25 protein-coding genes and 4 tRNA genes are annotated in these 24078 nt (G+C 45.7%); 7 read left to right on the top strand and 22 right to left on the bottom strand.

The window, feature by feature from the left end; genetic code table 11:
• Positions 1–19: 19 nt before the first annotated feature.
• Both AC3IT7_RS12705 and AC3IT7_RS12710 read right to left on the bottom strand, forming a co-directional pair.
• Positions 20–661 carry a fumarylacetoacetate hydrolase family protein gene (locus tag AC3IT7_RS12705; RefSeq protein ID WP_489248707.1) on the bottom strand — a complete coding sequence of 214 codons (642 nt, stop codon included), beginning with the start codon at positions 659–661 and terminating at the stop codon, positions 20–22.
• 42 nt (positions 662–703) lie between these two features.
• The gene (locus AC3IT7_RS12710; RefSeq protein WP_489248708.1) at positions 704–1201 is read right to left on the bottom strand and encodes a YcxB family protein; all 498 of its coding nucleotides are present in this window, start codon (positions 1199–1201) and stop codon (positions 704–706) included.
• A gap of 159 nt (positions 1202–1360) precedes the next feature.
• Between AC3IT7_RS12710 and AC3IT7_RS12715 the strand changes: the two genes are divergently transcribed.
• A complete protein-coding gene (locus AC3IT7_RS12715) occupies positions 1361–2659 on the top strand; it encodes an SRPBCC family protein (protein ID WP_489248709.1) in 1299 nt (432 codons plus the stop codon).
• Between the two features lie 103 nt (positions 2660–2762).
• Here AC3IT7_RS12715 and AC3IT7_RS12720 read toward each other — a convergent pair.
• The 4 genes from AC3IT7_RS12720 to AC3IT7_RS12735 form a co-directional block, all read right to left on the bottom strand.
• A tRNA-Arg gene (locus AC3IT7_RS12720) sits at positions 2763–2839 on the bottom strand.
• A 293-nt stretch (positions 2840–3132) separates the two neighbouring features.
• Positions 3133–3209 (bottom strand) — tRNA-Arg (locus AC3IT7_RS12725).
• A gap of 48 nt (positions 3210–3257) precedes the next feature.
• Positions 3258–3334, bottom strand: a tRNA-Arg gene (locus AC3IT7_RS12730).
• A 16-nt stretch (positions 3335–3350) separates the two neighbouring features.
• Positions 3351–3440, bottom strand: a tRNA-Ser gene (locus AC3IT7_RS12735).
• A gap of 263 nt (positions 3441–3703) precedes the next feature.
• On the opposite strand from AC3IT7_RS12735, the gene rnr reads away from it, so the two are divergent.
• The 5 genes from rnr (at position 3704) to AC3IT7_RS12760 (ending at position 10009) form a co-directional block, all read left to right on the top strand.
• Positions 3704–6151 (top strand): ribonuclease R, encoded by a 2448-nt coding sequence (gene rnr / locus AC3IT7_RS12740; protein ID WP_489248710.1) that lies wholly within the window; start codon positions 3704–3706, stop codon positions 6149–6151.
• 164 nt (positions 6152–6315) lie between these two features.
• Positions 6316–8370: a M3 family metallopeptidase gene (locus AC3IT7_RS12745; protein WP_489250020.1), complete on the top strand. Its 2055-nt coding sequence runs from the start codon at positions 6316–6318 to the stop codon at positions 8368–8370.
• 40 nt (positions 8371–8410) lie between these two features.
• Positions 8411–8620 carry a YheV family putative zinc ribbon protein gene (locus AC3IT7_RS12750; RefSeq protein WP_475653422.1) on the top strand — a complete coding sequence of 70 codons (210 nt, stop codon included), beginning with the start codon at positions 8411–8413 and terminating at the stop codon, positions 8618–8620.
• Positions 8621–8638: 18 nt separating this feature from the next.
• Complete coding sequence (locus tag AC3IT7_RS12755) at positions 8639–9073, top strand: hypothetical protein (RefSeq protein WP_475653420.1); 435 nt, start codon at positions 8639–8641, stop codon at positions 9071–9073.
• A gap of 54 nt (positions 9074–9127) precedes the next feature.
• Complete coding sequence (locus tag AC3IT7_RS12760) at positions 9128–10009, top strand: DMT family transporter (RefSeq protein WP_489248711.1); 882 nt, start codon at positions 9128–9130, stop codon at positions 10007–10009.
• A 73-nt stretch (positions 10010–10082) separates the two neighbouring features.
• Here the strand turns inward: AC3IT7_RS12760 and AC3IT7_RS12765 are convergent, their stop codons facing one another.
• From AC3IT7_RS12765 to AC3IT7_RS12785, 5 genes are all read right to left on the bottom strand, one after another.
• On the bottom strand, positions 10083–12365 hold the full coding sequence (locus AC3IT7_RS12765) for a TRAP transporter large permease subunit (protein WP_489248712.1): 2283 nt from the start codon (positions 12363–12365) through the stop codon (positions 10083–10085).
• A 197-nt stretch (positions 12366–12562) separates the two neighbouring features.
• Positions 12563–13135, bottom strand: a complete 573-nt coding sequence (gene rrtA / locus AC3IT7_RS12770; protein WP_489248713.1) for a rhombosortase — start codon at positions 13133–13135, stop codon at positions 12563–12565.
• A gap of 67 nt (positions 13136–13202) precedes the next feature.
• Complete coding sequence (locus AC3IT7_RS12775) at positions 13203–14243, bottom strand: hypothetical protein (protein ID WP_475654602.1); 1041 nt, start codon at positions 14241–14243, stop codon at positions 13203–13205.
• A 536-nt stretch (positions 14244–14779) separates the two neighbouring features.
• Positions 14780–15166: a hypothetical protein gene (locus tag AC3IT7_RS12780; RefSeq protein ID WP_489248714.1), complete on the bottom strand. Its 387-nt coding sequence runs from the start codon at positions 15164–15166 to the stop codon at positions 14780–14782.
• Positions 15159–15416, bottom strand: coding sequence for an FAD assembly factor SdhE (locus AC3IT7_RS12785; protein WP_489248715.1), 258 nt, complete (start codon positions 15414–15416; stop codon positions 15159–15161). The genes AC3IT7_RS12780 and AC3IT7_RS12785 overlap by 8 nt, the downstream gene beginning before the upstream one ends.
• A gap of 183 nt (positions 15417–15599) precedes the next feature.
• On the opposite strand from AC3IT7_RS12785, the gene AC3IT7_RS12790 reads away from it, so the two are divergent.
• Positions 15600–16772, top strand: coding sequence for an acyl-CoA dehydrogenase family protein (locus AC3IT7_RS12790; protein ID WP_489248716.1), 1173 nt, complete (start codon positions 15600–15602; stop codon positions 16770–16772).
• 56 nt (positions 16773–16828) lie between these two features.
• Here AC3IT7_RS12790 and AC3IT7_RS12795 read toward each other — a convergent pair whose 3' ends face one another.
• From AC3IT7_RS12795 to rpsE, 11 genes are all read right to left on the bottom strand, one after another.
• Positions 16829–18319, bottom strand: a complete 1491-nt coding sequence (locus tag AC3IT7_RS12795) for a flavin-containing monooxygenase (RefSeq protein WP_489248717.1) — start codon at positions 18317–18319, stop codon at positions 16829–16831.
• A 216-nt stretch (positions 18320–18535) separates the two neighbouring features.
• Positions 18536–18901: a 50S ribosomal protein L17 gene (rplQ, locus tag AC3IT7_RS12800; RefSeq protein ID WP_004281488.1), complete on the bottom strand. Its 366-nt coding sequence runs from the start codon at positions 18899–18901 to the stop codon at positions 18536–18538.
• Positions 18902–18919: 18 nt separating this feature from the next.
• Positions 18920–19927, bottom strand: a complete 1008-nt coding sequence (locus AC3IT7_RS12805; protein ID WP_005094131.1) for a DNA-directed RNA polymerase subunit alpha — start codon at positions 19925–19927, stop codon at positions 18920–18922.
• A gap of 16 nt (positions 19928–19943) precedes the next feature.
• Complete coding sequence (gene rpsD, locus AC3IT7_RS12810; protein WP_005094132.1) at positions 19944–20570, bottom strand: 30S ribosomal protein S4; 627 nt, start codon at positions 20568–20570, stop codon at positions 19944–19946.
• A gap of 12 nt (positions 20571–20582) precedes the next feature.
• A complete protein-coding gene (gene rpsK, locus AC3IT7_RS12815; RefSeq protein WP_004281491.1) occupies positions 20583–20969 on the bottom strand; it encodes a 30S ribosomal protein S11 in 387 nt (128 codons plus the stop codon).
• Between the two features lie 19 nt (positions 20970–20988).
• The gene (rpsM, locus tag AC3IT7_RS12820; RefSeq protein WP_004281492.1) at positions 20989–21345 is read right to left on the bottom strand and encodes a 30S ribosomal protein S13; all 357 of its coding nucleotides are present in this window, start codon (positions 21343–21345) and stop codon (positions 20989–20991) included.
• Between the two features lie 105 nt (positions 21346–21450).
• Positions 21451–21567, bottom strand: a complete 117-nt coding sequence (gene rpmJ, locus AC3IT7_RS12825) for a 50S ribosomal protein L36 (RefSeq protein WP_000867907.1) — start codon at positions 21565–21567, stop codon at positions 21451–21453.
• Between the two features lie 19 nt (positions 21568–21586).
• On the bottom strand, positions 21587–22906 hold the full coding sequence (gene secY / locus AC3IT7_RS12830; RefSeq protein ID WP_475654624.1) for a preprotein translocase subunit SecY: 1320 nt from the start codon (positions 22904–22906) through the stop codon (positions 21587–21589).
• 45 nt (positions 22907–22951) lie between these two features.
• Positions 22952–23392, bottom strand: a complete 441-nt coding sequence (gene rplO, locus AC3IT7_RS12835) for a 50S ribosomal protein L15 (RefSeq protein WP_004281494.1) — start codon at positions 23390–23392, stop codon at positions 22952–22954.
• A gap of 3 nt (positions 23393–23395) precedes the next feature.
• Entirely contained in the window at positions 23396–23572 is a 177-nt protein-coding gene (rpmD, locus tag AC3IT7_RS12840) for a 50S ribosomal protein L30 (RefSeq protein ID WP_005094139.1), read from the bottom strand.
• A 6-nt stretch (positions 23573–23578) separates the two neighbouring features.
• The gene (gene rpsE, locus AC3IT7_RS12845) at positions 23579–24076 is read right to left on the bottom strand and encodes a 30S ribosomal protein S5 (RefSeq protein WP_004281496.1); all 498 of its coding nucleotides are present in this window, start codon (positions 24074–24076) and stop codon (positions 23579–23581) included.
• Between the last annotated feature and the right edge of the window lie 2 nt (positions 24077–24078).

Genomic DNA, 24078 nt, shown 5'->3' on the forward strand with positions numbered 1-24078 from the left:
CTTGTATTCAAGATTCTGCTTATTTCACCAAGGTTGTCCAGACATAATCCTGAGACTGGCCTTTCAGGGTCATTTTCAACTGATCACCTGAATGCAATGCCGCAACACCTGCCGGCGTCCCGGTCATTACCACATCGCCTTCCTGCAAGGTAAAGACCTGACTGATATCCGCCAGCAAAGTCGCAATATCAAAAATCAATAAAGCGGTATCGCCTTTCTGACGCATTTCATCATTCACCTCTAAAGTATAATGCACATCTTTCCAGTCAGTGATGACATCGGCAACTGGTACCCAGTCCGACAACAGGCAAGAACCATCAAAGGCTTTGGCACGTTCCCAAGGCTGACCTTTTTTCTTGAGATCATCCTGCAAATCACGCAAGGTTAAATCCAGACCCAAAGTTACCGCACCTACCGCTTCAAGTGCTTTTGCAGGGTCATTTTCTTTGCTTAACGTTCGGTCGATACGCAAACTGAGTTCACACTCATAGTGGCAACTGCCCCATTGCCGATCCCATTCAATCCCTGCATCGAGTGAACTTAAGGCACTTGGCGGCTTGATAAACAATACCGGACGATCAGGAATCGCATTTCCGAGTTCTTTGGCATGATCGGCATAGCTGCGACCGACACAAACGATTTTAGATGGCGCTGTACGCATGAGCAAAACTTCTCTTGATTTGTCTTTATGGCAATATCTGCATTATTTTTTAAATGTATTTTCGAAGATGCCCTGTTCGGTTACATCCTTGAACGCACGTTTTGGCACTATCACCACGGTACGGTTTTTTAATTCCAGCATATAAGTCAGCTTGCCGGCAACAAAATTCTGCACTTCACTATACGGCACCAGCTTGCTACGCTCATTATTAAAAATTTCTGCATAGTCCTGATACAGATCAATCCCCTGTTCGCTTTTACCAAACTGATATTTGACAAACTGGCGTTTAAACATCATCGGCAGAAACCAGTAGCGCATGATACCTTGCAGGAGCAGAAAGAAGGCACCCAAAGCCACATAATAACGACCCACCCCGTCAAAACCCATCGAAAAACCCCAGATGATAATCCCGATACTCACCAGAGGGGTTAGAAAACGCGAAATCTGTTTTTTGCCAAACGTCGCCAAGGCAAAACCATCCTGAGATTCTTCTAAAGTCAGAAAATAACGGGTCGATAAAGTCGGTGCTGACTCAGTCATAGCATCACATCAAAAAATAAAATCTGGCCCAATACTATAGCAAAATATGCACAGCACTTATGGCCTGTCGTATCAATTACATAACTTTGCTTTGGAAATACCTGCATTTGGTTTTAAATAAATAGCAATTAAAACAAAAAATACGCAACAGGATGTTGAATGAAAGGATTAAAGCAATGCATTGCAGTTGGTATCTGTCTGGGCATATCTGTTTCAGCGCTGGCCAAAATTATGCCCTGGAATGCCGAACTGCCGGGCAGTCTCAGTGCTTATCAAGGCAATGCCCAGCAACTGGCAGAGTTGACCGGCGAACGGATTCTGATTTATGCGCATCCAGCAACCAAGACCCAGCTTCCCACCTTGAATGGCAATACAGCCAGCAAGGCACAATATTATAGTGCCGCCGTGGTCTTACCGGTGGCCGAAGCCCAGGTCAAAAAATTATTGCAGCATTATCCCAGTTATGTCGGTCTGTTTCCGACTTTAAAATCGGCTAAGCTACTGGAGCAGCAGGGTCCGATTCAGCAGGTCAAATATCAGGTGCATATTCCGACTCCGATTCCAGTCTTGAACTTTAAAGAAAGCGTAGTCATGCAACATCATCTGGGTGATAACAGTATCAGCACGTTAATTATTGATGCCCCGATTCCCTATGGGGCCGGAAAACTGGAATGGTTTGCACTTGATGCCCATCGAACTCTGGTCACAATCACTCAATGGGGCGATCTGAATCAGCCCAAAGGTTTTCTGTTTAGTAAAATTCTGAATGCCCTGCCTGAAGCCAAATTCGGTATTCCTGCGAGTACCAATGCGTTTTTACTGGAAGCATTGCAACAACGCTTTAAAAGCAGTCATGCCTCCCCACTCACCACCGCGATTCCACAACTCAAATTCAATGCTCAACAGCTCCAGAAAATTGCCCAGCTCAGCCAGAAATCGGGGCAGCCGGTCAGTTTCATTTTGCCGAACTATCAGGTGAAAGATGGAAAGAGCTCAGAAAATTTAAGATTCAGCAGCACCTATCAATACTTTCCGCATTCGCTAGCCCAGTTACAGCCCTGGATATCTGCGGAAGCCAGCCAGCAGCTTTTCCCGCATCAGATCAGGAAAGTCGAACTCAGTCCGGTCACGCCGCAAAGTGTGGATGCCAACTATAAAGTTTCAGTAGGCTTAGGCGTTATTCAGATTCCATTTAACTTCAAAATGCGTTTTTATCAGCCCGATGCCTTGCAAAACCAGTTCAATGCCAATGGCGGTGACTTGAAATTTGTCAAAGGTGGCATGAAGTTATTACCGCAGTCACAAGGTAATCTGCTTCAGATCACCAGCAGCATGAAGATTCATGATCAGGCACCGTTTCTGTTAAAAGCCATGTGTAGTCTGCCTTATCACGATGTTCTACCCGCGATAGGTGGCAATACCGTCTATGCGCTCAAGGTACAGCAAAAATTAAGATGATTATTAACCTGGTATTTATTGGTTTTTTATATAGAAAACAGTTAAAAATCAGAGACGTAAAAAAACCGCATCAAGTGCGGTTTTTCAAAATTCTTATCAAGATTGGTGCGCTCAGAGAGATTCGAACTCCCGACCCCTTAGTTCGTAGCCAAGTGCTCTATCCAGCTGAGCTATGAGCGCGACGTCTTGATGGGGTGCATTATACGAGTTTTTTCAGTCTTGTTAAGTGTTTTTTAATAAAAGCACAACCGAATGTACAGTAATTAAACGATCATGCAATATTTATGAATCTGTGGAGAAAATTCCTACGTATTTAGAGCTAAAAGCAATTAATAAATAGGATGCGGTCGTTATTCTGGCCTTGTTTTAAAGCCTGGATCTATAGGGCAAAAATTAATAGCAAGACATGAAAAGGTACAGACCTAAATTTCCGGCACAAAAAAACCGCAACATGTGCGGTTAATTGTTCAAGTTGGTGCGCTCAGAGAGATTCGAACTCCCGACCCCTTAGTTCGTAGCCAAGTGCTCTATCCAGCTGAGCTATGAGCGCGTAACTTGTGTGCCTAGGTTGGCAATACGTTTTTCTGCTTAACTTACTTGGTGCGCTCAGAGAGATTCGAACTCCCGACCCCTTAGTTCGTAGCCAAGTGCTCTATCCAGCTGAGCTATGAGCGCGCGACATAAGTAAGCGTGGCGGTGAGAGAGGGATTCGAACCCTCGATACAGTTACCCGTATGCGTCCTTAGCAGGGACGTGGTTTCAGCCACTCACCCATCTCACCGTAACGTGCGGCCATAATACAAATTTCGGCATGGCACTGCAAGCGCAGCATTGAAAAAAAATGCATATTTTTGCTCGTTTAAATACTTTTTAAGCAATTCAGCGTTTTTTTGTACATTTTCATGCTCAAAAAACCGAATAATTTTCCAGTTATCCAAAATGAATAGAAAATTGAAAACTTAAATGGATTATTGCAATCATTTACGTGCAGTCTGCGCACACATGTTTTATGCTAAACCTATCTCCTAAGATAAATTTAAAGACATGATGAAAAACTGGGTCGATCCTGAAGCAAAAGCTGAAGCCGAACGTTATGACAACCCTATCCCAAGCCGTACGCTGATTTTAGAAACCATAGAAAAGAACAATGCCCAGTCTCATGCCGATCTGGTAGAACATTTCGAGATTGCAGATCAAAAAAGTATTGATGCCCTCAGCCATCGTTTAATCGCGATGGTACGTGACGGGCAACTGATGAAAGATGGTTATAAGTTCCAGATTGCAGTCGAGCAACCTGAATCCGAAGCGACGGTTTATATCAATTCCCGGGGTATGGGAACTGCCAACATTTCCGGCCAGGACGATCTTTCATTGGCTGAGCGTGAACTGCGCCTGGTATTTAATGGTGATCGCGTCAAAGTGCGTCCGACTTCAGTGGACCGTAAAGGTAAGGCCTGGGGTTATGTTACTGAAGTGGTACAGCACCGGGTTAAAGAGATCATCGGCAAGGTATCTCTCTATGATGGTGAATACTTTATTCAGCCAGCCAGTCCAAATGCGCATCAGCCGATTACCCTTGAAAAAGAACTGATTGAACATGCACAAGTCAATCTGGGGGATTCGATTCGTGTCGCGATTGACACTTATCCAACCCGTGACGAATTTGCCACCGGACATATTGTGCAGTCCATGGCGGACAAGGCCGATACCGAGATTATTATTCCGCAAACCATTTTAGAATATGGCTTGCCGTATGAGTTCCCGGAAGAAGTGGTTAAAGATGCGGAAAGCTTTAAAGAGCCAACAGAGAAAGACCGTGAAGGTCGTGTCGATCTGCGTGATTTAGCTCTGGTCACCATTGATGGCGAAGATGCCCGTGACTTCGATGATGCGGTATATGCCGAAAAACGTCCGGGCGGTGGCTATCGCGTGGTCGTGGCAATTGCCGATGTCAGCCATTATGTGCGTCCAGGCAAACCGCTGGATGATGAAGCTCAGGAACGCGGAACTTCGGTGTACTTCCCGCACTTCGTTTTACCGATGCTGCCTGAAGCCTTGTCAAATGGTCTGTGTTCTTTAAATCCGAACGTTGATCGCCTCTGTATGGTCTGTGATTTGAAACTGTCACGTGCCGGTCGTGTTACCGGTTTTGAGTTCTATCCATCTGTGATGCACTCCAAAGCACGTTTGACCTATGATCAGGTCGCACAGTATCTGGAAGGTGACAGTCAGGCCATTACTGAAGATCGCGAAGTGCGCAAGTCGATCAACACCCTGTTCCAGCTGTATCAGGTTCTGAAAGGTTTACGTGCTGAACGTCATGCCATGGAATTTGAAACCGTTGAAACTTACATGACTTTTGACGAGTTGGGCGGGATTAAAGAAATTCTGCCACGCAGCCGTAATGATGCGCATAAGCTGATTGAAGAATGTATGTTGCTGGCCAACGTGGCAGCCGCAGAGTATGCATTGAAAAATGAAATTCCGATGTTGTACCGTGTGCATGAGCCACCTGAGTTCTCGCGTATTCAGAAAGTTCGTGACTTCGTCAAGCTGCTCGGTCTGAAATTCCCGGAACAACCGACCCAGGAAGATTATCAGGCGGTGATTGAAGCGACCAAAGACCGGATTGATGCACCGAGTATTCATTCGGTGTTATTACGCTCCATGATGCAGGCCTATTATGGTGCCAACAATGCTGGCCATTATGGTCTGGCATATGAAGCCTATACACACTTCACCTCGCCAATCCGCCGTTATCCGGATCTGTTATTGCATCGTGCCATCAAGGCGCATTTAAATAAAAAGCCATCTCCACTTTCAGGAGCTGCTTTAGATGCTGCCGGTGAACATTTCTCTGCTACTGAACGTCGTGCAGATGAAGCATCACGCTCGGTAACCACCTGGTTAAAATGTCACTATATGCAGCAGCATCTGGGCGAAGAATTTGTCGGCACCATTAGTGCCATAGCAGAATTTGGCCTGTTTGTGACGCTAAAAGACCTGTATGTCGATGGTATGGTACATGTCAGCCAGTTGGGCGATGACTTCTTTGTCTTTGATCAAAGCAGCCAGAATCTGGTTGGCCAGAACCGCGGTCAGGTCTTTGGTCTGGGCGATGAAGTGAAGATCAAGGTTGCTGGCGTAAACCAGGAAGAGCGCAAGATTGACTTTGAACTGGTGCAGCAGCTCAGTCATGCCGGCCGTCCGATTCGTGCCCGTGCGCCGCGCGTTAGCGAGAAAAAACCGGTAGCACGTCCAGCTGCGACAGAAGAAGTATTTGGCAACAATGAACGCGAGTCCAAATCCAGCCTGAATGCCGATGGAGAACAGCCCATACGACGCAAAAAAAGTAAAGGAAAGCCCAGCTCTTACACCAAAAAGCCTGCTAAACCGTCTGCAGGGAAGTCTGAAGCAAAGGCTAAAGATAAAGTAAAGAAAAAAGCCAAGATCAAAAAGAAAAAGTCGAATGCCAAAGCCAAGACTGAGTAATTTTTGATGGTTTAAAAAGAGCGCTACGGCGCTCTTTTTTTATTCATATTAAATATTCTTAAGTTAATAAAATCCATAATTGCGAAAGAGCAGCGATAAAAAACTGGAATCCGCTTGATTTCCCCCATCAAAGGCCCTACATCTAGATTCAATACAGAAAATTAATTTGGCAGACCGACATGACTTTAGATAAGGCAACTTTGCCTGTTCCACAATTTGATCAGATTACACTGGCCAATCTCAAAGAAAAAATTGAAAACACCATTCAAGCCGGACAAAAGTTTTTAAATGAACTGACTGACACACCAAATTCAGTTCAGGCTCAACTGGAGATTCTGGAACAGGTCGATACCCTTGAAAATAATATGAGTGAATCTTGGGGCGTGTTATCTCATCTGAATGCGGTGATGAACAACGCCGAGACCCGTGAAGTCTATCAGGCCTTATTACCGGGTCTGAGTGAATACTATACCCAACTGGGCCAACATACGGCGCTGTATCAGACTTATCAACATATTCATGATGCACCGGTTTTCAATGAATTACCGGCAGCCCAGCAAAGCGCGATTAAACTGGCTTTACGTGACTTCAAATTGTCTGGTGTGGCTTTGGAAGGTGACGCGAAAAAACGCTTTGCAGAAATTTCTGCGCGTCTATCGCAATTATCTTCTGATTTTTCCAACCATGTGCTGGATGCAACTCAGGCCTATTTCCGACCTTTAGCTGAAGATGAATTAGCAGGCCTATCTGCCAGTAATATTGAGCTGTTAAAACAATATGGTCAGCAACGCGAGCTGGATCAGCCGGTCGCTACACTGGATTTCCCGTCTTATCTGGCGATCATGACCCATGCAGAACACCGTCCACTGCGTGAAGAACTGTATAAGGCTTATACCACGCGTGCATCAGATCAGTCTGAGCAGACCGAGTTTGACAATAGCGCATTAATGGAAGAGATTCTCGGCTTACGTCTGGAAATGGCCAAGCTGCTCGGTTTTAATAATTATGCAGAATTATCGCTGGCCAGCAAAATGGCGCCAAGTGTAGATGCAGTAGATGAATTTTTGCGTGATCTGGCAGAACATGCCCGTGAGCCGGCAACACAAGAAATTGCAGAACTAAAAGCGATTGCTGCTGAAGATGGTATTGATGAGCTGAAACCTTGGGACAGCAGTTATTATTCCGAAAAGCTGAAAATGCAGCAGTTCAACCTGTCCCAGGAAGCGCTTAAACCTTATTTCCCAGCACCAAAGATTTTGCAGGGCCTGTTCAGTATTGTGAAGCGTCTCTATGACATTCAGGTGATTGAGCGTGAAGCACCGGTTTGGCATCCGGATGCGCGTTATTACGAACTGGAAGATCAGGGTCAGGTGATTGGCGGTTTCTATTTTGACCTGTATGCCCGCCAAGGCAAACGTGGCGGTGCCTGGATGAGCGGTTTCCGTTCCCGCATGCAGACCAGTGACGGCCTGCAAAAACCGATTTGTTATATGGTGGGCAACTTTACCCCACCGGTTGGCAACCGACCTGCTCTGCTCACGCATGATGAAGTAATTACCCTGTTCCATGAATTTGGTCATGGCCTGCATCACATGTTGACCGAAGTGGACAATATTGCTGTAGCCGGCACCCATGGCGTAGCCTGGGATGCTGTGGAACTGCCAAGCCAGTTTATGGAATTCTGGGCCTGGGATCAGGAAAGTCTGGACCTGCTCAGCGAACATATTGAGACCAAGGATTCCTTGCCGACAGACCTGCTCAAGGCCCTGCTCGATGCACGTTTCTTCCAGTCTGGCATGCAAACCCTGCGTCAGCTTGAATTTGCCCTGTTTGACCTGAGTATTCACCGCGCCAATCCGGCCTTAAATGCAGCACAGGTTCAGTCGACCTTAAATGAGATCCGGGAAAAATATGCGGTTCTACCGACCACTGACTATAACCGTTTCCAGCACAGCTTTAGTCATATCTTTGCCGGTGGTTATGCAGCGGGATATTATTCCTATAAATGGGCCGAAGTTCTGGCCAGTGATGCCTTCGACCGCTTCGAAAATGAAGGCATTTTTAACACCACTACTGGCAAGCAGTTTCGGGAAAATATCCTTGCAGTTGGCGGAAAAGATCAAGCACTTGACGCATTTATCAATTTCCGCGGACGCGAGCCAAAAATAGATGCATTGCTGCGTCATCAAGGTTGGACGAACCGCTCTAAAAACGCTTAAACTAGCTTTTTAAGTTGATCACAAGGTGAGTATGATGACTATTAAACGTCGTTTCATTGCAGGCGCAAAATGTCCAAAATGTCAGGCGTTAGATCGCGTCGTCATGCTGACCTCTGGTGAAGATGAGTGGATTGAATGTATTGAGTGTGGTTATGAGGAAAATCGTCCCACACATGTTGACCAACCAGAAACACCAGCTGTTCCAGATGAAATTGGCGTGATTCAGTTTAAACCTCGTCCAGCAAAATAAAAAATCAAGGTTCAAGCTATGTCAGTAGAACAAAGAAATAACCCCAAACTTTTAATGGGAATTATGGGGGCTTTAGTTACTGTCGTTATATTGGTGTTGCTCTATCAATGGTTGAATGCGTCTCCGAATCAGACAGAGCGCATGCAACAGGAAGATAGCGCAGCTATTCCGGCAGCCAAATCTACGGCGATCACTGCAGAAGATGCAGACGTACTCGATACAGCTGAGGCACTAGAGAGCAAAGCATTAGTCAACGGCAGCCTGTTAACAGCGCCAGTGCCAGAAAATGCCGCTTTAGCCAAAGAAGAAATGGCAAAACTGGATGATATTCAGGTTCAGCTCAATGAACAAAAAGCCACACTGGATGCGCAGCATCACGATGCCGACCAGTTGATTCAGCTCAAAGAGGAACAGATCAAGTTGCTTGAAGCACAACTTGCTCAAAGCCAGTAATCTCGACAGCATTTCAGCTAGAATATCGGCAGATCTTCTAGCTCAGTTGTTTTCATGTCTGCCCCAGCCGCTCCGCATCTGTTCAAAGCCATTCTGTTACTGACCTGCTCTGCTTTTCTGTTTTCAGTAATGGGCGTGTGTATCCGTTATGCCTCCGAAACGGTCGACAATGCCACAGTGGTGTTCTTCCGCAATGCGGTTGGGCTGTTTATTTTCCTGCCTCTTATTTTTAACAAAGGTCGCGGATTTTTTAAGACTGAAAAATTGTGGATGCACAGCTGGCGTGCTGTGGTCGGGCTGATTGCCATGTATGGCTTCTTTTATGCGATTGCGCATTTAAAACTTTCCAATGCCATGGTCTTCACTTATTCCTCGCCAATTTTTATCCCGTTGATTGCCTGGCTATTCCTTAAAGAAAAAATCACCGTCAGCATGCTAGCTGCGGCAGGGATTGGTTTCCTTGGCGTACTCTGTGTGGCCAAACCGGATTCGGGTTTATTTAACCTGATGTCGTTCATTGACTTGAGTGCCAGTTTGCTGGCAGCGATGGCATTTGTCACGGTACAGGCGCTGACCAGAACCGAATCACCGGAACAGATCGTATTTTATTTCTGCCTGATTGGCAGCCTGATTTCAGTGATTCCGATGTTCTGGCTGTGGCGGCCTTATACCCTGACCGAACTCAGCTATTTAATCACTGCCGGGCTGCTGGCCAATTTCAGCCAGCTATTGATGTCAAATGCCTATAAGCTGGCGCCGGCTGGACAAATCGGACCAGTCAATTATGTCGCGATTTTCTTTGCCGGCATGTGGGGCTTTCTGTTTTGGGGCGAAGTTCCGGATCACTATAGTCTGATCGGGCTTGGCCTGATTTTCTGCGCGATTCTACTGTGTAGCCCAATCCTGCAAAAGCGCCTGAATTCCTCCAAGATCTGATCAAAGCGTCCAAGTCAAATACAGCAAAAAAGCACCCGAAGGTGCTTTTTTATGAGGTCTGTTTTATTCTGTTTTATTGATACCAACCGAACAGCTTAAAGATATACGGCACATAGGCAATGATCAGCATCGCGGGTAGTAGCACAATCACCGGCAAGATCCAGCGTTCATAACGGTAGTAGAAGGACAGATGACGTACTTCTGCATCGGCTTCAGCCACTTCGGCATCGCCAATGGATTGTCTGGCCAGCAGATGATTCAGTGCCACCGGTGGGGTCACATAACCCAGTTCAAAGCCAATCAGGGTGATCATCCAGAAATGCACCGGATGAATGCCATATTGATAAGCCACTGGAGCAACAGTTGCCGAGATCAGAATCACCGCACCGAACGGATCCATGATCATCCCGACAAAAACCATCAAGCCGACAATCAAGGAAATGACCAGAATGGTACTGCTGATATCGGTCGGGAAAGCTTCCATAATTTCCATACGTTCCAGCAAACCGCCGACACTCACCGAAAGTGCCATCAGGATCACCAGCGCACCAATATGCCCCACGGTTTCACTGGTAGAAATATGCATGGACTTCCAGAAACCCACCTTACGCAAGATTTCTGTGGCATTTGAACGCGGCACAGCATGATCAACAGCCAACTCCTTGGACTGCTGCTCGGCATGCTCTGCTTCACGATATTCCACATTGGCCACGGCACCGGCGGTCGCCAGCTCAGGTGTATTTCTCGGATGCAAGCTGGCATTCAGGGTTTCATCCCAATGGCCGACTGGCGGTAACGGCGCCGGTTCATGGCGTAATTTGTCATACAGGACAATCATCAGCAGAATGATCGGCATCATGACTGGTGCAGTAAATTCATTCAGATCAGTCGATAATGCATATTTGTAGAATAACCAGGTCAGAATAAAAATCACGATATAAGGAATAATCGCAATGAAGGCACGACCAGACTGGGGTGCTGCGATACTTGGTGCGGCAATCCGGAATTTATTTTCTGCAAAGAACAAGGAAATGACCAGAAATAAAGTCGAACTGAGCAGGAAGACATAAATACCATAGTGATACAGCGAGTCGGTGGTCACTTCTTTATTCAGTGAAGCCACGACTACAATCAATAAACATGGTCGTAATACCACACCCAGTGAACCGGACATTGCGGTTGCAGCCAAGGCAAACTGACGACGTCCACCCGCATTCCAGACTTCCTTGTAAATGATCGCACCTGCGGCAATCACGAAAATCCCTGATGCTCCGGTATAGGCAGTCGGCAATGCAGCCGCCAGCAAGATTAGCCAGGTCAGGGTTTCAGGTGCCAGATTCCAGGGACGCAGAATATTCAGGAACATATCCACGACACGGGTCTGTTTCAGCAACATACCGGCCCAGATAAACAAGGCCAGATTCAGGAAGATACTGGAAAACTCCACCAGTTGACCGAGGTAAATCCCCTGTCCCATTGGATAATCCATAAAGAAGGTGAAATTTATTCCGGTGGTAATGGCCATGTAGGCATACAGTGGCACACTCAGGAAAGCCAGACCCAAACTGCCGCCTTCACGCGTCGGTTTAGGCTGCCTGATCACCTGATACAGGCTGATCAGGGTTAAGGTACTGAACAGAATCATCCACAGCCAGTAAATATATTTCATCTCGCCCATCGGTACGCCGGAATTCAGCATAGACTGATATTGGCTGTAAGACGAGAATGCCAGAAAGGCATTACCCACCAGCATGGCAACCGAATAGACTTTAAAATCGATACGCGTACTGGGGCTGCGCAGGCCAATATGATGGGTTTTTAATGTGGCACTGATCGCAGCAAACACCACCATGATGACCAGGAGCAAGGCCCGGTTTTCAGTACCAAACTTGAATATTCCAAAGAAAGAGGTTTCAAAGCTCCGATACGCGCGAATGCTAGGGTGCGCTTCGATATGCTGAATGGCTTTGTCATAGAACAGATGCGACTCTTCACAGACCTGCTGTGCCTGTAGTACCGCAGCCCGGACATCTGCCTGTGAGCGCACGCCAAAGAAATCAGCATATTCATCGGCCGCATCTGCTTTCATCTGCTGCTGGACGCGCTGATCGATATTGATATTACGTTCACATTGGGGACGTGTCGGTTCCGCCCGTAAAAATGAATACTGCATGCCTGTTGCCGGATCACCGTAGAGACGTTCTCCCATACGCAACAACTGGCCGTGAATCATTTCACCGGTACCAATAATCAATGTGAGCAAAAGCAAGACCAGCACCACGAAGGTCGAAATCCACTCTGTCCAGATATAACGCAACAGACCTAATCCTGATCTGTTTTGATCATTATTTTGCATGTATATTCCTATTTTTATTTTAGCGACCAGATGCTTGATCCAGGACGCTGATCTTCCCTTCTGTCCCGAAAATTCCTTTTCAAAGGTCAGGATCTTTATTCTACGTTTTGACTCTGCATGAAAGTCAGCACAATAAAAATGACAATTTATCTTTTCTTTTTGTTTTTTCTGCCAAGTCGCAGGTCTATTGCGACATCTTAGCTATCGCGAAAATAGTTGCTCACAATATAGGCCAGTGCCAAAATCACCCCCCAGATTACCCCGAGCAAATGTGCTTCGACCAGAACCGGACTGCCAATCAGCTGTGCCGTAGTGACATTGCCAATGGTATTTTCCCAGACCAGTTTGCCAAAAATCAGAAATAGCACCAATGCAGCAAAGTTACGTTCCCGCTTATACAGCAAATGCACACAGGCAACTGCAACATAAGCCCCATGCAGCACCCCGGACAGGCCCGCATAGGCTTCAATATTGGGCAAGAAAAAATAGAAACTTAAACTGATCAAAGGTGGCAAGATCAATAAAATGGCAGAGAAATGCCAAATGGTCGCGCGTGGAAAAATAAATGGCAGACAGATAAAGGCAAGAATATTCAGAAAATAATGGGTCCATCCCACATGTACCCAATGCGCCGTCCACAGTCGCCAGAACTCACTCAGCAGGCTCTCTTGCCAGTAGATAAAACTGTCCTTAAAGATTTGCAGACAAGCACAAAGAGAGACAAAAGCCGCTAGAAAAATAATTTTTTGTCGAAAATGTTGCTCTAGCATCAGCTTATTGTTCTCCCTGAGTATCTAGTTTGATTTCATTCCTGAAATTCTATGCATGCGGCCTGCATTACAGGTCGGCGCTAAACAGGTCATCGAGTTCTGAGGAACTGTCTGATTCATCCCAGAAACGTTGCATACCATCATCGCCACTGCGCACACCGGTATTTTCGGTCCAGTAACGGTCTGAAATTCCACCGACCATAATCGCAGCCATACTGTCGATCAGCTTGAACTGTGGATTGACCGGCTTGTCATCGGTACGTGCCTGGGCAAAAGTTTTTAAGGCATCCCGGATTTTGGCATCATCACCACTGGCCTGCGCTGCCACGGCATACAAGGCATGCGATAAACGTACACCTTTTTGCTCTCCAATTTGTGTAGATTGTTTTAATGTTTGGTAAGGATCCGGTTTACCGTCACTGGCCCCTGGCAATAAAGTCCAGATCACCGCACGAGTCGCATTCGGCGCACCCCAGAATTTGGCATTATCCAGACAGGTCATCCCCCGCTCCACCACCGCCGCGATATCCTTAGGCACATGCACTGCGCCGCCCGAATTAATGTCATTGGTCATGGCTTGCAGGCCACTGAGCATGCCCAGCAGATAAACCGTTTGTTCCATATCACTGTTCATGCGCGGGCATTCTTCACCCAAGGCTTTTTGATATTTTTTTTCATAGCGGCTCTGGAACAATTGATAGCCAGTATATTGACGCTGTGCTGCCAGTGCCGCCCAGCGTTTCTGCTCAATACGCGCATCCTGTGCTTCAGCCACCTGATTGGATTTGGACGCACGCAAATAGCGTAACTCGGCCTCCAGCGCTTTTTGCTCGGCACAAATGCCGGCAGCCGAATACATCAGTACGGCCACCCTGGTCGGGTCTGCGCCCATGTCTTTGGTTGCCATAATCGCAGGAGTTAAAGAATTGCCCGAGTTACAGACCATTTCAGCATCCTCCATCGCTAAAATCGGCGGGACAATATGGTTTTCGGTAAAACCCAGAGCTACATTGGCACCAGTCTTAATGACATGGGAGCACCCTGTTAATACTGTTGTTGTTATTGCAATGGTCGCCATACCTTGGCATATTTTGCGGACGCCTGACATTTTCCTGTCCTCTATAATTGTGATTATGTCCATCTTTCTGCTAAAGATATCAGAAGCATTTTGTGAATAAAAGAGTAATTACTCTAATCTTGACCAGACACTGTGCCATCAAATAGGCTGTCTGCAATTGACTCGATATGGGGAATTAGCAAATTTTGGGCAAAAAAAAGTAGCATTGCGACGGTTCAGCACATGCTACTTATTAACTGTACAGACAGAGAAGTGGTTATGCCTCTGTCTGTTTAAGATGAAAATTTATCCTTCAGCACCGTCCCAAGTCGTCCAATAACCAGGGCTAAAACAATCGCGACGATCAAAAACATCCACACTGGAAATTCCATCAAGGTCTCCTGCATTTGCTGTTGGTGCGTCCAATGTACAGGCTAAAAATAAAACACGGGGGGTAAATTGTCAGACAATTTATCTTACTGATAAGTCATTATTATTTTCTGTCTGACAATACAGGCTGGCTCATGATCTAAGTATTTGTTTTATTAGTATTTCAATTAAAAAATTAAAATACCGTTGTCTTACAACTAGATCAGTTTGGTGAGGACTTTCAGAGATTTCCATTGTTGCAAAGACAATTGATCACACCAGATCAATAAAGGCCGCGCCCGGGCATGTTGAAAATACACCACAATATAGGCTTGATGATCAATCACATGACTGATACATACCCGCCGGCTAGGCCGGGATTTGGTTGTCAGTGACCATTCACGTCCGTCCAGATATTCAAACTGTTCAATCTGCGGTGTCTTGCGATAAAACAACTGATAAATCACCAAGCCAATCACGGCACAAAGCCCCCACAACGCAAGAGGCAGTAACTGATACAGCAGATACATCAAAAGTGCAAAAATAAAAAGCTGAAACGCCAGTGCACAAAAACTGCGTTTCAGCTTGAAACAGCGACTATCCATGGACGTAAAATTTTAGCTTCTTGATAAAATCTTTCAATTCAGAACGTGGCGGTTCTGAAACTTCCATAAACCAGTCCAGCAGGTCCGGATCTTCCTGTTCAACCAGTTCGGAAAACATCTGCTTTTCGAACGGATCAGCATTTAAATAGTAGTTTTTTACGTAGGGATCAAAATATACATCCAGCTCTTTTAGACCACGACGTGCGCGGTAAATCACTTTGCGCTCTTCTAAGGTGATGTCATCAGTCATCGAATTTCCCCAACTTGTTATAAACAGGAATAGTTTACCTGAAGGCATTGCTGAATTTCGAGGGATTTCATAGAAATGACCAAAAGCATCAGCATATTGCAGACATTTGAACGTTCCGCTCATTGCTGGCGATCTGTGCTTGGCCTAATTTAAAACCAACTGATTAGAACAAGGAAGAACAAGATGCAATCTGCAGCCATTCGCCCACTTGCCCCGCTGCTGCCGCGCCAGTTATTTGCTGCTGAACATGAGGCCTTTCGCGAAACAGTGCGCAAGTTTTATGAAAAGGAAGTTATTCCGCATAGCGAACGTTATGAAAGCCAGCAACATGTAGATCGAGAGCTGTGGAATAAAGCCGGCGCACTGGGCTTGCTCTGCGCCACCATGCCAGAACAATATGGCGGCTCGGGGGTAGATCGGCTGTATAGCATGATTCTAATTGAAGAACAGGCCTATGCCGGAGATTCAGCCACAGGATTTTCGTTGCATTCCGATATTGTCGCCAATTACCTGCTCAACTTTGGCAATGATGCTCAAAAACAGCAATGGTTACCGAAAATGGCTTCCGGAGAGGTGGTCACCGCAATTGCCATGACCGAGCCGGGAACCGGGTCTGACCTGCAAGCAGTACGTACCTCTGCGGTGCTGGATGGCGATGATTATGTAATTAATGGTTCCAAGATTTTTATTACCAATGGCTATCTGTGTGATATGGCGATTGTGGTCTGTAAAACCGGTAATAGTGACAAAGGCTCGGCCAATCTGTCCCTGATCATGGTCGAAGCCGATCGTGCCGGATTTAGCAAGGGCAAGCCGCTGAATAAGATCGGTATGAAAGGTCAGGATACCTGTGAACTGTTCTTTGACAATGTGCGTGTACCCAAAGAAAACCTGCTTGGCATGCAAGGCATGGGCTTTATGATGCTGATGAAAGAACTGGCCTGGGAACGCCTGATTGTGGCAATTATCTGTCAGGCTGGCGCTGAAGCCGCTTTTGCGCATACGGTAAAATATACCAAGGAACGTCAGGCCTTTGGCAAGAGTATCAGCCATTTTCAGAATACCCGCTTTAAACTGGCGGAACTGCGTACCGAAATCGATGTCTGTCGTGCCTATCTGGATCGCTGCATGGAACTGCAACTCCGGCAGGAACTGGGCATCGATGCCGCTGCTGCAGCCAAATACAAGATTTCAGAAATGTATAGCAAGGTTGTAGATGAATGCCTGCAACTACATGGAGGTTATGGCTATATGCTGGAATATCCGATTGCCCGGGCTTATATCGACAACCGTGCCAACCGGATTTATGCCGGTACCAATGAAATTATGAAAGAACTGATCGCCCGTTCACTGTAAATTTGAGGCAAAAAAAGGAGTCATTAATGACTCCTTTTTTATTTAATCCTCTGATTTTAAGAAACCAGACGCGGCTTATGATTCAGTGCCATGCTGTTTTTCTTAAATTTCAGCACCTGATCTTCAAACGAAGCCTGTTTGAGTTCCTTACGATCTGCCAGATAGTTGTTGCTAATTTTCCACGGGGCATGTTTACCCTGTTTTGGCATCACATCTGCGGCACGGGCAATATACCCCGAACTGAGACTGCCCATTACGGTGTCCTGCAGCAATTCGGTTTGATCACCCTGAGCAATGACTTCAGCATAGCCCTGCTGATCCATATAGTTGAGCAGACGGCAAATATACTCAGCCGCAATATCGACTTTTAAAGTCCAGGAAGCATTAATATAACCAATAATCAGCGCCATATTCGGGATATCACTGACCATGATCCCCTTGTAAAGCATATGCTGTGAGGTATCGATAGGTTGACCATCCATGGTTGCCTGAATCCCGCCGAGAATCTGGATATTCAAACCTGTGGCAGAAACAATAATATCTGCCTCCAGATGTTGGCCAGATTTAAGCTGAATGCCAGTTTCAGTAAAACTTTCTATCTGGTCAGTGGCAACCGATGCCTGTCCTTCACGCAAAATTTTAAACAGATCACCATCTGGCACCACACATAAACGTTGATCCCAAGGCTCATAATTGGGGGTAAAGTGCTTCATATCCACTTTACCTTTGAGCTGGAACTGTACTGACTTAAGCAGTAGCGTCTTTAATAATTTCGGCTGTTTTTGTGCCAACGCATAAATCCCGCGCTGCATGCCAATATTCCGGGCACGAGTAATTTTATAAGCGACATCTTCAGGCAGATACTTGCGCATCTGAGAATAAATCATGTCAATCGAAGGCACTGAAGCAATATAGGTGGGAGAACGTTGCAACATGGTGACATGCCCTGCCCCCCCTTTGACCATGGCAGGAACCAGGGTAATGGCAGTTGCACCACTACCAATGATCACCACTTTTTTGCCTTTATAGTTTAAATTTTCCGGCCAATGTTGCGGATGAATAAATTCACCCTTGAACGCTTGCTGATTTGGAAATTCCGGCTGAAAACCCTGATCATAATTATAGTAGCCGGTACAGCCAAGTACAAAGTTGGCAATCCAGGTATGGAGTTTACCCTGTGAATCTTCGATGGTAACTGACCATTTACAGCTGGCAGAATCATAATTGGCACTTAATACCCGATGCTGAAAATGGATTTTATTTTTTAATTGAAACTCATCCACCACTTCGGTCAGATAGTTTTTGATGGATGCGCCATCTGCAAGCACGCTTTCTTTTTTCCAGGGTTTAAAATTAAAACCAAAAGTCGACATATCCGAATCTGAACGAATGCCCGGATATTTAAATAAATCCCAAGTTCCGCCAATATTGGCACGTCGTTCAATAATCTCGAATGAGCGCTGTGGACAATGCTTAGAAAGATGCGCCGCCAGACCAATTCCAGAGATCCCTGCACCCACGATTAAAATATCTACCTGCTTTTCCATTTTGTTGTTTTATCCCAGTCATGTCATATTTTTTATTAAATCACATAACTGACAATACACAATGTCAAGTTTGCTAAAAAGCCCTTGTTTTTTTATCTTTTCAGGCCAGATTAATTTTGCATGCTTCAAATCTCTAGAAATCCAAATCCCAGACATTAAAAAAGGCCGGTTTATTCAACCGGCCTTTTCGAACAACTTGCGTTATTCTTCACGAAATTAGTTAACTTCGCGATCTACTAGCTCAACGTAAGCCATCGGCGCAGCATCACCTGCACGGAAGCCCGCTTTAAGAACACGTAGATAACCGCCGTTACGTTCTTTGTAACGAGGGCCAAGAACGGTAAACAATTTACCAACAGTTGCTGCTGAACGAGTACGAGCAAACGCCAAACGACGGTTTGCTACTGTATCGTTTTTAGCTAAAGTGATTAAAGGCTCAGCTACACGACGTAACTCTTTTGCTTTAGGCACAGTTGTTTTGATCAACTCGTGCTCGAACAAAGAGTTAGCCATGTTTTGGAACATCGCTTTACGATGACTGCTTGTACGGCCTAATTTCACACCACTATTACGATGACGCATGGTGATAGTCCTACTTAATTAACGGCTACGATAGGCGAAACGATCGTCCATACGGAGACTAGCCGGTGGCCAGTTCTCTAAACGCATGCCGAGTTGTAAGCCTTTAGAAGCCAGAACATCTTTGATCTCAGTAAGCGATTTTTTACCCAAGTTAGGAGTTTTAAGCAACTCAACTTCAGTACGCTGTACAAGATCACCAATGTAGTAAATGTTTTCTGCTTTCAAACAGTTAGCAGAACGAACAGTTAGCTCTAGATCATCTACTGGGCGAAGCAAGATTGGGTCAACTTCTTCACGAGGTTCTTGAGCCACAGGTGCTTGATCTTTCTGAAGGTCAACAAAGATTGCAATTTGTTGTTGCAAGATTGTTGCCGCTTTGCGGATTGCTTCTTCAGGATCTACAGTACCATTGGTTTCAAGATCAATGACCAACTTGTCAAGGTCAGTACGTTGTTCTACACGAGCGTTTTCCACTGTGTAAGACACACGTTTAATCGGGCTATAAGATGCATCTAACTGCAAGCGACCCACTGGGCGAGTTTCGCCTTCTGGGAAACGTGAATCAGAAGTCTCGTAGCCACGACCTTGAGCAACTTTCAGACGCATTTTTAATGAGCCTGAGGCACTTAACGTACCGATCAAATGTTCAGGGTTAACCACTTCAACATTATGAGGTAAACGAAGGTCAGCCGCAGTTACGTCGCCTGCACCCTGTTTCTCTAATGTTAAATACGCTTCATTTTGATCGAACAGCTTAATCGACAATCCTTTTAGGTTCAGCAAGAGCTCGACGATGTCCTGCTGCAAGCCTTCCAAAGTACTGTACTCGTGCTCGACCCCTTCGATCTCAACTTCTACCACAGCTGCGCCAGGTAGAGAAGAAAGAAGGATGCGACGTAAAGCATTACCAAGAGTATGACCAAAGCCACGCTCTAATGGTTCTAGAATAACTTTTGCCGAGGTCCCGCTTGCCGCTTCGACCTTGATCGCTTGCGGAGTTAGAAACTCATTTGCAGTACGCGTCATATTGCTTCCTCAAGGATTATTTAGAATACAATTCTACAATCAAGCTTTCGTTGATTTCAGCAGGTAAATCAGAACGATCCGGTGCAGCTTTGAACGTACCTTCTAATTTAGAATGGTCAATTTCCATCCAAGAAGGCATGCCACGTTGAGTAGCTAATTCAATTGCGTTTTTGATACGTAATTGTTGCTTAGCGCCTTCGTGAACTGCGATCACATCACCCGCTTTAACTTGGATAGACGCAATGTTAACACGACGGCCATTCAAAGTGATGCTACGGTGAGATACTAACTGACGAGCTTCTGCACGAGTAGAACCGAAACCCATACGATAAACAACGTTATCAAGACGGCTTTCAAGTAGCTTCAACAGGTTTTCACCAGTTGCGCCTTTAACACGAGCAGCTTCTTTGTAGTAGTTACTAAATTGACGCTCTAAAACACCGTACATACGACGTACTTTTTGTTTTTCACGTAATTGTAGTGAGTACTCAGATTGCTTACCGCCACGAGCTCCACCATGTTGGCCAGGAGCTTTGGCATGTTTTTTAGTTTTTACATCAAACGGTTTAACGCCTGATTTAAGTTGCAGGTCTGTCCCTTCGCGGCGAGAGAGTTTGCATTTTGGACCAATATAACGAGCCATGAATGTTTCTCCTTACACGCGACGTTTTTTAGGTGGACGGCAACCGTTGTGCGGGATTGGCGTCACATCGGTAATGCTGTTAATTTTATAACCCACTGCACCTAAAGCACGAACCGCAGATTCACGACCAGGACCAGGACCTTTTACAAGGACGTCCAAGTTTTTCAAACCGTAGTCTAAAGCAGCTTTACCAGCAACTTCAGCAGCTACCTGAGCAGCGAACGGAGTTGATTTACGTGATCCACGGAAGCCTTGTCCACCTGAAGTGGCCCAAGCCAGTGCATTACCTTGACGATCGGTAATAGTCACAATGGTGTTATTAAAAGAAGCGTGAATGTGTGCGACACCTTCAGAGACGGTACGAGTGACCTTCTTGCGTGCGCGAGTATCTTTAGCCATCTTTTAGCTTCCAGAAATCTTATTTCTTAATAGGTTTGCGCGGACCTTTACGGGTACGTGCGTTAGTTTTGGTGCGTTGACCACGGACAGGCAAGCTGCGACGATGACGAAGACCGCGGTAGCAGCCTAAATCCATTAAACGTTTGATGTTCATGGAAATTTCGCGACGTAAATCACCTTCGGTCGGAACCTTAGCAACTTCTGCACGAATCGCATCAAGCTGAGCGTCATCTAATTCACGGATCTTAGTTGTTGGAGCAATACCAGCAGCAGCTAAAATAGCTTTTGAAGTATGGCGACCAATACCAAAGATATACGTTAGAGAGATAACAGCGTGCTTGTTATCCGGAATGTTTACACCGGCAATACGAGCCATTCAATTTTCTCCAAAAAGGCAGTAGATAATCAACCGCCCCACAAAAATCTTGAGGGGCGGATAATAACCCAATTTGCCTACAGAAATCAACAGGTCTTAATCAGATTAACCTTGACGCTGCTTATGACGAGGTTCTGCGCTACAAATTACGCGGATAACCCCATTACGACGGATAACTTTACAGCTACCACAAATTTTCTTAACAGAAGCTTGTACTTTCATGATGAAACCTCAAGTGCGCTTATCCCTTAGGATGAGCAGTCGTTTTTCTCATTAACGTTTGATTATCGTACTGGTGCGAGGTGAGATGCGATTGCAGCTGAGCCATAAAGTCCATCACTACTACCACAACAATCAGCAAAGAGGTACCACCCAAATAGAATGGAATACCAAATGAACTTTGCAACACCATCGGCATCAAACAAATAACGGTGATGTAAATCGCGCCAATAAATGTCAAACGACCGAGAATATGATCTAAGTAACGAGCAGTTTGCTCACCTGGACGTATACCAGGCACATAAGCTCCGCTGCGTTTCAAGTTCTCTGACACTTCTTTAGGACTAAATACCAGTGCTGTATAGAAGTAACAGAAAAAGATAATTAACGCACCAAAGAGCACCAAATACAACGGCTGACCAGGCGACAATACCAATGCCACATCTTGCAGGCTACGCTGAATAAATCCGGCATTCGGATCTGCACTGCCCACCCACTGACCTAAGCTCGCAGGGAACAAAAGTAATGAGCTGGCAAAAATTGCCGGAATCACACCCGCCATATTAATTTTTAATGGCAAATGTGTCTGCTGTGCAGTAAATACACGACGACCCTGTTGTTTTTGAGCATAGTTGACCGGAATACGACGTTGCGCCTTCTCGATAAACACGATTGCTGCCAATACACCTAAAGATAACAAACCAAAAATCACCAAACCAATCAGGCTGGTCTGACCATTATCTACAGATGATAAAGATTGCATAATCAGATTAGGCAATCCGGCAACAATACCCGCGAAGATGATCATGGAAATACCATTCCCCACCCCACGTTCGGTAATCTGCTCACCCAACCACATCAAGAACATGGTCCCCGCAACCAGCGAGGTTACCGCAGGAACATAAAAAGCCAGACCAGTATTCAAGGTAATCCCCTGACTGATCAAGCCTGCACACATACCAATCGCTTGTACCAGCGCCAGAAATAATGTGCCTTGTCGTGTGTATTGATTAATTTTGCGTTTGCCTTGCTCGCCTTCTTTCTTTAAAGCTTCCAGCGAAGGAACCACAGTCGACATTAACTGCACGATAATCGATGCAGAAATGTAAGGCATGATCCCCAGAGCAAGAATAGACATTCGTTCTAATGCACCACCGGAAAACATGTTAAACAAACCAAGGATAGTCCCTTGGTTTGCATTAAAAAGGTTTTCTAATGCAGCATTATTGATGCCCGGTACTGGAATATGCGCTCCTAGTCGAAACACCAACAACGCACCAATGAGAAACATCATTCGACGAATAATTTCACGGTATTTCACATGAAATGGTTGGCCTTTCATCATGTTGACATGACCTGAAGAACTAGGAGTCATAGACACTGGGGATTACTCCTCGACTTTGCCGCCAGCAGCTTCAACAGCAGCTTTAGCGCCTTTAGTCAATGCAACACCTTGAACAGTGAATGCACGAGTAATTTCACCAGAAAGTACGATACGAGCACGGATCATGTCTTTACGTACAACGTTCGCCGCTTTTAAAGTTTCTAGAGACACGATGTCGCCTTCAACTTTAGCAAGCTCAGATAAACGTACTTCAGCAGTTTTCAAAGCCAATTGGCTAGTGAAGCCGAATTTAGGCAAACGACGATAAAGTGCTGTTTGACCGCCTTCGAAACCTGGACGAGTACCACCGCTCTTACGTGAGTTCTGACCCTTGACACCACGGCCACCGGTCTTACCAACGCCAGAACCGATACCACGGCCTAGACGAAGGTTGTCACGTTTAGCACCTTCTGCAGGTGCAATTGTATTTAAACGCAGAGTCATGGCTTATTCCTCTACACTAACCATATAGTAGACTTGGTTGATCATACCACGGTTAGAAGGCGTATCTTGCACTTCTACAGTATGACCAATACGACGCAGACCTAAACCTTGCAGGCTCAGCTTATGATTTTTCAAGCGATGCGATGCAGATTTAGTCTGGGTAACTTTAATCGTTTTCATGATTGATTACCCTTGAATTTGTTCTACTGAAAGACCACGTTTCGCAGCAACCTTTTCAGGAGTAGTCATATCACGCAAACCATTGAAAGTTGCGTTAACTACGTTAGCAGCGTTAGTAGAACCACGGCATTTAGTCAAAACGTTACGTACACCTACAGCTTCTAGAACTGCACGCATAGCGCCACCAGCAATTACGCCTGTACCTTCAGAGGCAGGCTGCATGAATACGCGACTAGCGCCATGACGTGCATGAATCGGGTGTTGTAACGTACCATCAACAAGGTCAACAGTAATCATGTTGCGACGAGCAGCTTCAAGTGCTTTAGAGATAGCAGCTGGAACTTCACGTGCTTTACCACGACCAAAACCTACGCGACCATTACCATCACCCACAACAGTTAATGCTGTGAAAGAGAAGATACGACCACCCTTAACAACTTTGGCTACACGATCAACGGCAACCAGCTTTTCAACAAGACCTTCGTTTTGTTCAACTTTAGCCATGA

Source organism: Acinetobacter sp. KH_038 (genome assembly GCF_057839405.1).

What these genes read in the sequence shown, in the direction of transcription:
- AC3IT7_RS12705 (WP_489248707.1), bottom strand. Translation starts at nt 661, where the DNA reads ATGCGTACAGCGCCATCTAAAATCGTTTGTGTCGGTCGCAGCTATGCC.
- AC3IT7_RS12710 (WP_489248708.1), bottom strand. Translation starts at nt 1,201, where the DNA reads ATGACTGAGTCAGCACCGACTTTATCGACCCGTTATTTTCTGACTTTA.
- AC3IT7_RS12715 (WP_489248709.1), top strand. Translation starts at nt 1,361, where the DNA reads ATGAAAGGATTAAAGCAATGCATTGCAGTTGGTATCTGTCTGGGCATA.
- rnr (WP_489248710.1), top strand. Translation starts at nt 3,704, where the DNA reads ATGATGAAAAACTGGGTCGATCCTGAAGCAAAAGCTGAAGCCGAACGT.
- AC3IT7_RS12755 (WP_475653420.1), top strand. Translation starts at nt 8,639, where the DNA reads ATGTCAGTAGAACAAAGAAATAACCCCAAACTTTTAATGGGAATTATG.
- AC3IT7_RS12760 (WP_489248711.1), top strand. Translation starts at nt 9,128, where the DNA reads ATGTCTGCCCCAGCCGCTCCGCATCTGTTCAAAGCCATTCTGTTACTG.
- AC3IT7_RS12765 (WP_489248712.1), bottom strand. Translation starts at nt 12,365, where the DNA reads ATGCAAAATAATGATCAAAACAGATCAGGATTAGGTCTGTTGCGTTAT.
- rrtA (WP_489248713.1), bottom strand. Translation starts at nt 13,135, where the DNA reads ATGCTAGAGCAACATTTTCGACAAAAAATTATTTTTCTAGCGGCTTTT.
- AC3IT7_RS12775 (WP_475654602.1), bottom strand. Translation starts at nt 14,243, where the DNA reads ATGTCAGGCGTCCGCAAAATATGCCAAGGTATGGCGACCATTGCAATA.
- AC3IT7_RS12780 (WP_489248714.1), bottom strand. Translation starts at nt 15,166, where the DNA reads ATGGATAGTCGCTGTTTCAAGCTGAAACGCAGTTTTTGTGCACTGGCG.
- AC3IT7_RS12785 (WP_489248715.1), bottom strand. Translation starts at nt 15,416, where the DNA reads ATGACTGATGACATCACCTTAGAAGAGCGCAAAGTGATTTACCGCGCA.
- AC3IT7_RS12790 (WP_489248716.1), top strand. Translation starts at nt 15,600, where the DNA reads ATGCAATCTGCAGCCATTCGCCCACTTGCCCCGCTGCTGCCGCGCCAG.
- AC3IT7_RS12795 (WP_489248717.1), bottom strand. Translation starts at nt 18,319, where the DNA reads ATGGAAAAGCAGGTAGATATTTTAATCGTGGGTGCAGGGATCTCTGGA.
- rplQ (WP_004281488.1), bottom strand. Translation starts at nt 18,901, where the DNA reads ATGCGTCATCGTAATAGTGGTGTGAAATTAGGCCGTACAAGCAGTCAT.
- AC3IT7_RS12805 (WP_005094131.1), bottom strand. Translation starts at nt 19,927, where the DNA reads ATGACGCGTACTGCAAATGAGTTTCTAACTCCGCAAGCGATCAAGGTC.
- rpsD (WP_005094132.1), bottom strand. Translation starts at nt 20,570, where the DNA reads ATGGCTCGTTATATTGGTCCAAAATGCAAACTCTCTCGCCGCGAAGGG.
- rpsK (WP_004281491.1), bottom strand. Translation starts at nt 20,969, where the DNA reads ATGGCTAAAGATACTCGCGCACGCAAGAAGGTCACTCGTACCGTCTCT.
- rpsM (WP_004281492.1), bottom strand. Translation starts at nt 21,345, where the DNA reads ATGGCTCGTATTGCCGGTGTAAACATTCCGGATAACAAGCACGCTGTT.
- rpmJ (WP_000867907.1), bottom strand. Translation starts at nt 21,567, where the DNA reads ATGAAAGTACAAGCTTCTGTTAAGAAAATTTGTGGTAGCTGTAAAGTT.
- secY (WP_475654624.1), bottom strand. Translation starts at nt 22,906, where the DNA reads ATGAAAGGCCAACCATTTCATGTGAAATACCGTGAAATTATTCGTCGA.
- rplO (WP_004281494.1), bottom strand. Translation starts at nt 23,392, where the DNA reads ATGACTCTGCGTTTAAATACAATTGCACCTGCAGAAGGTGCTAAACGT.
- rpmD (WP_005094139.1), bottom strand. Translation starts at nt 23,572, where the DNA reads ATGAAAACGATTAAAGTTACCCAGACTAAATCTGCATCGCATCGCTTG.
- rpsE (WP_004281496.1), bottom strand. Translation starts at nt 24,076, where the DNA reads ATGGCTAAAGTTGAACAAAACGAAGGTCTTGTTGAAAAGCTGGTTGCC.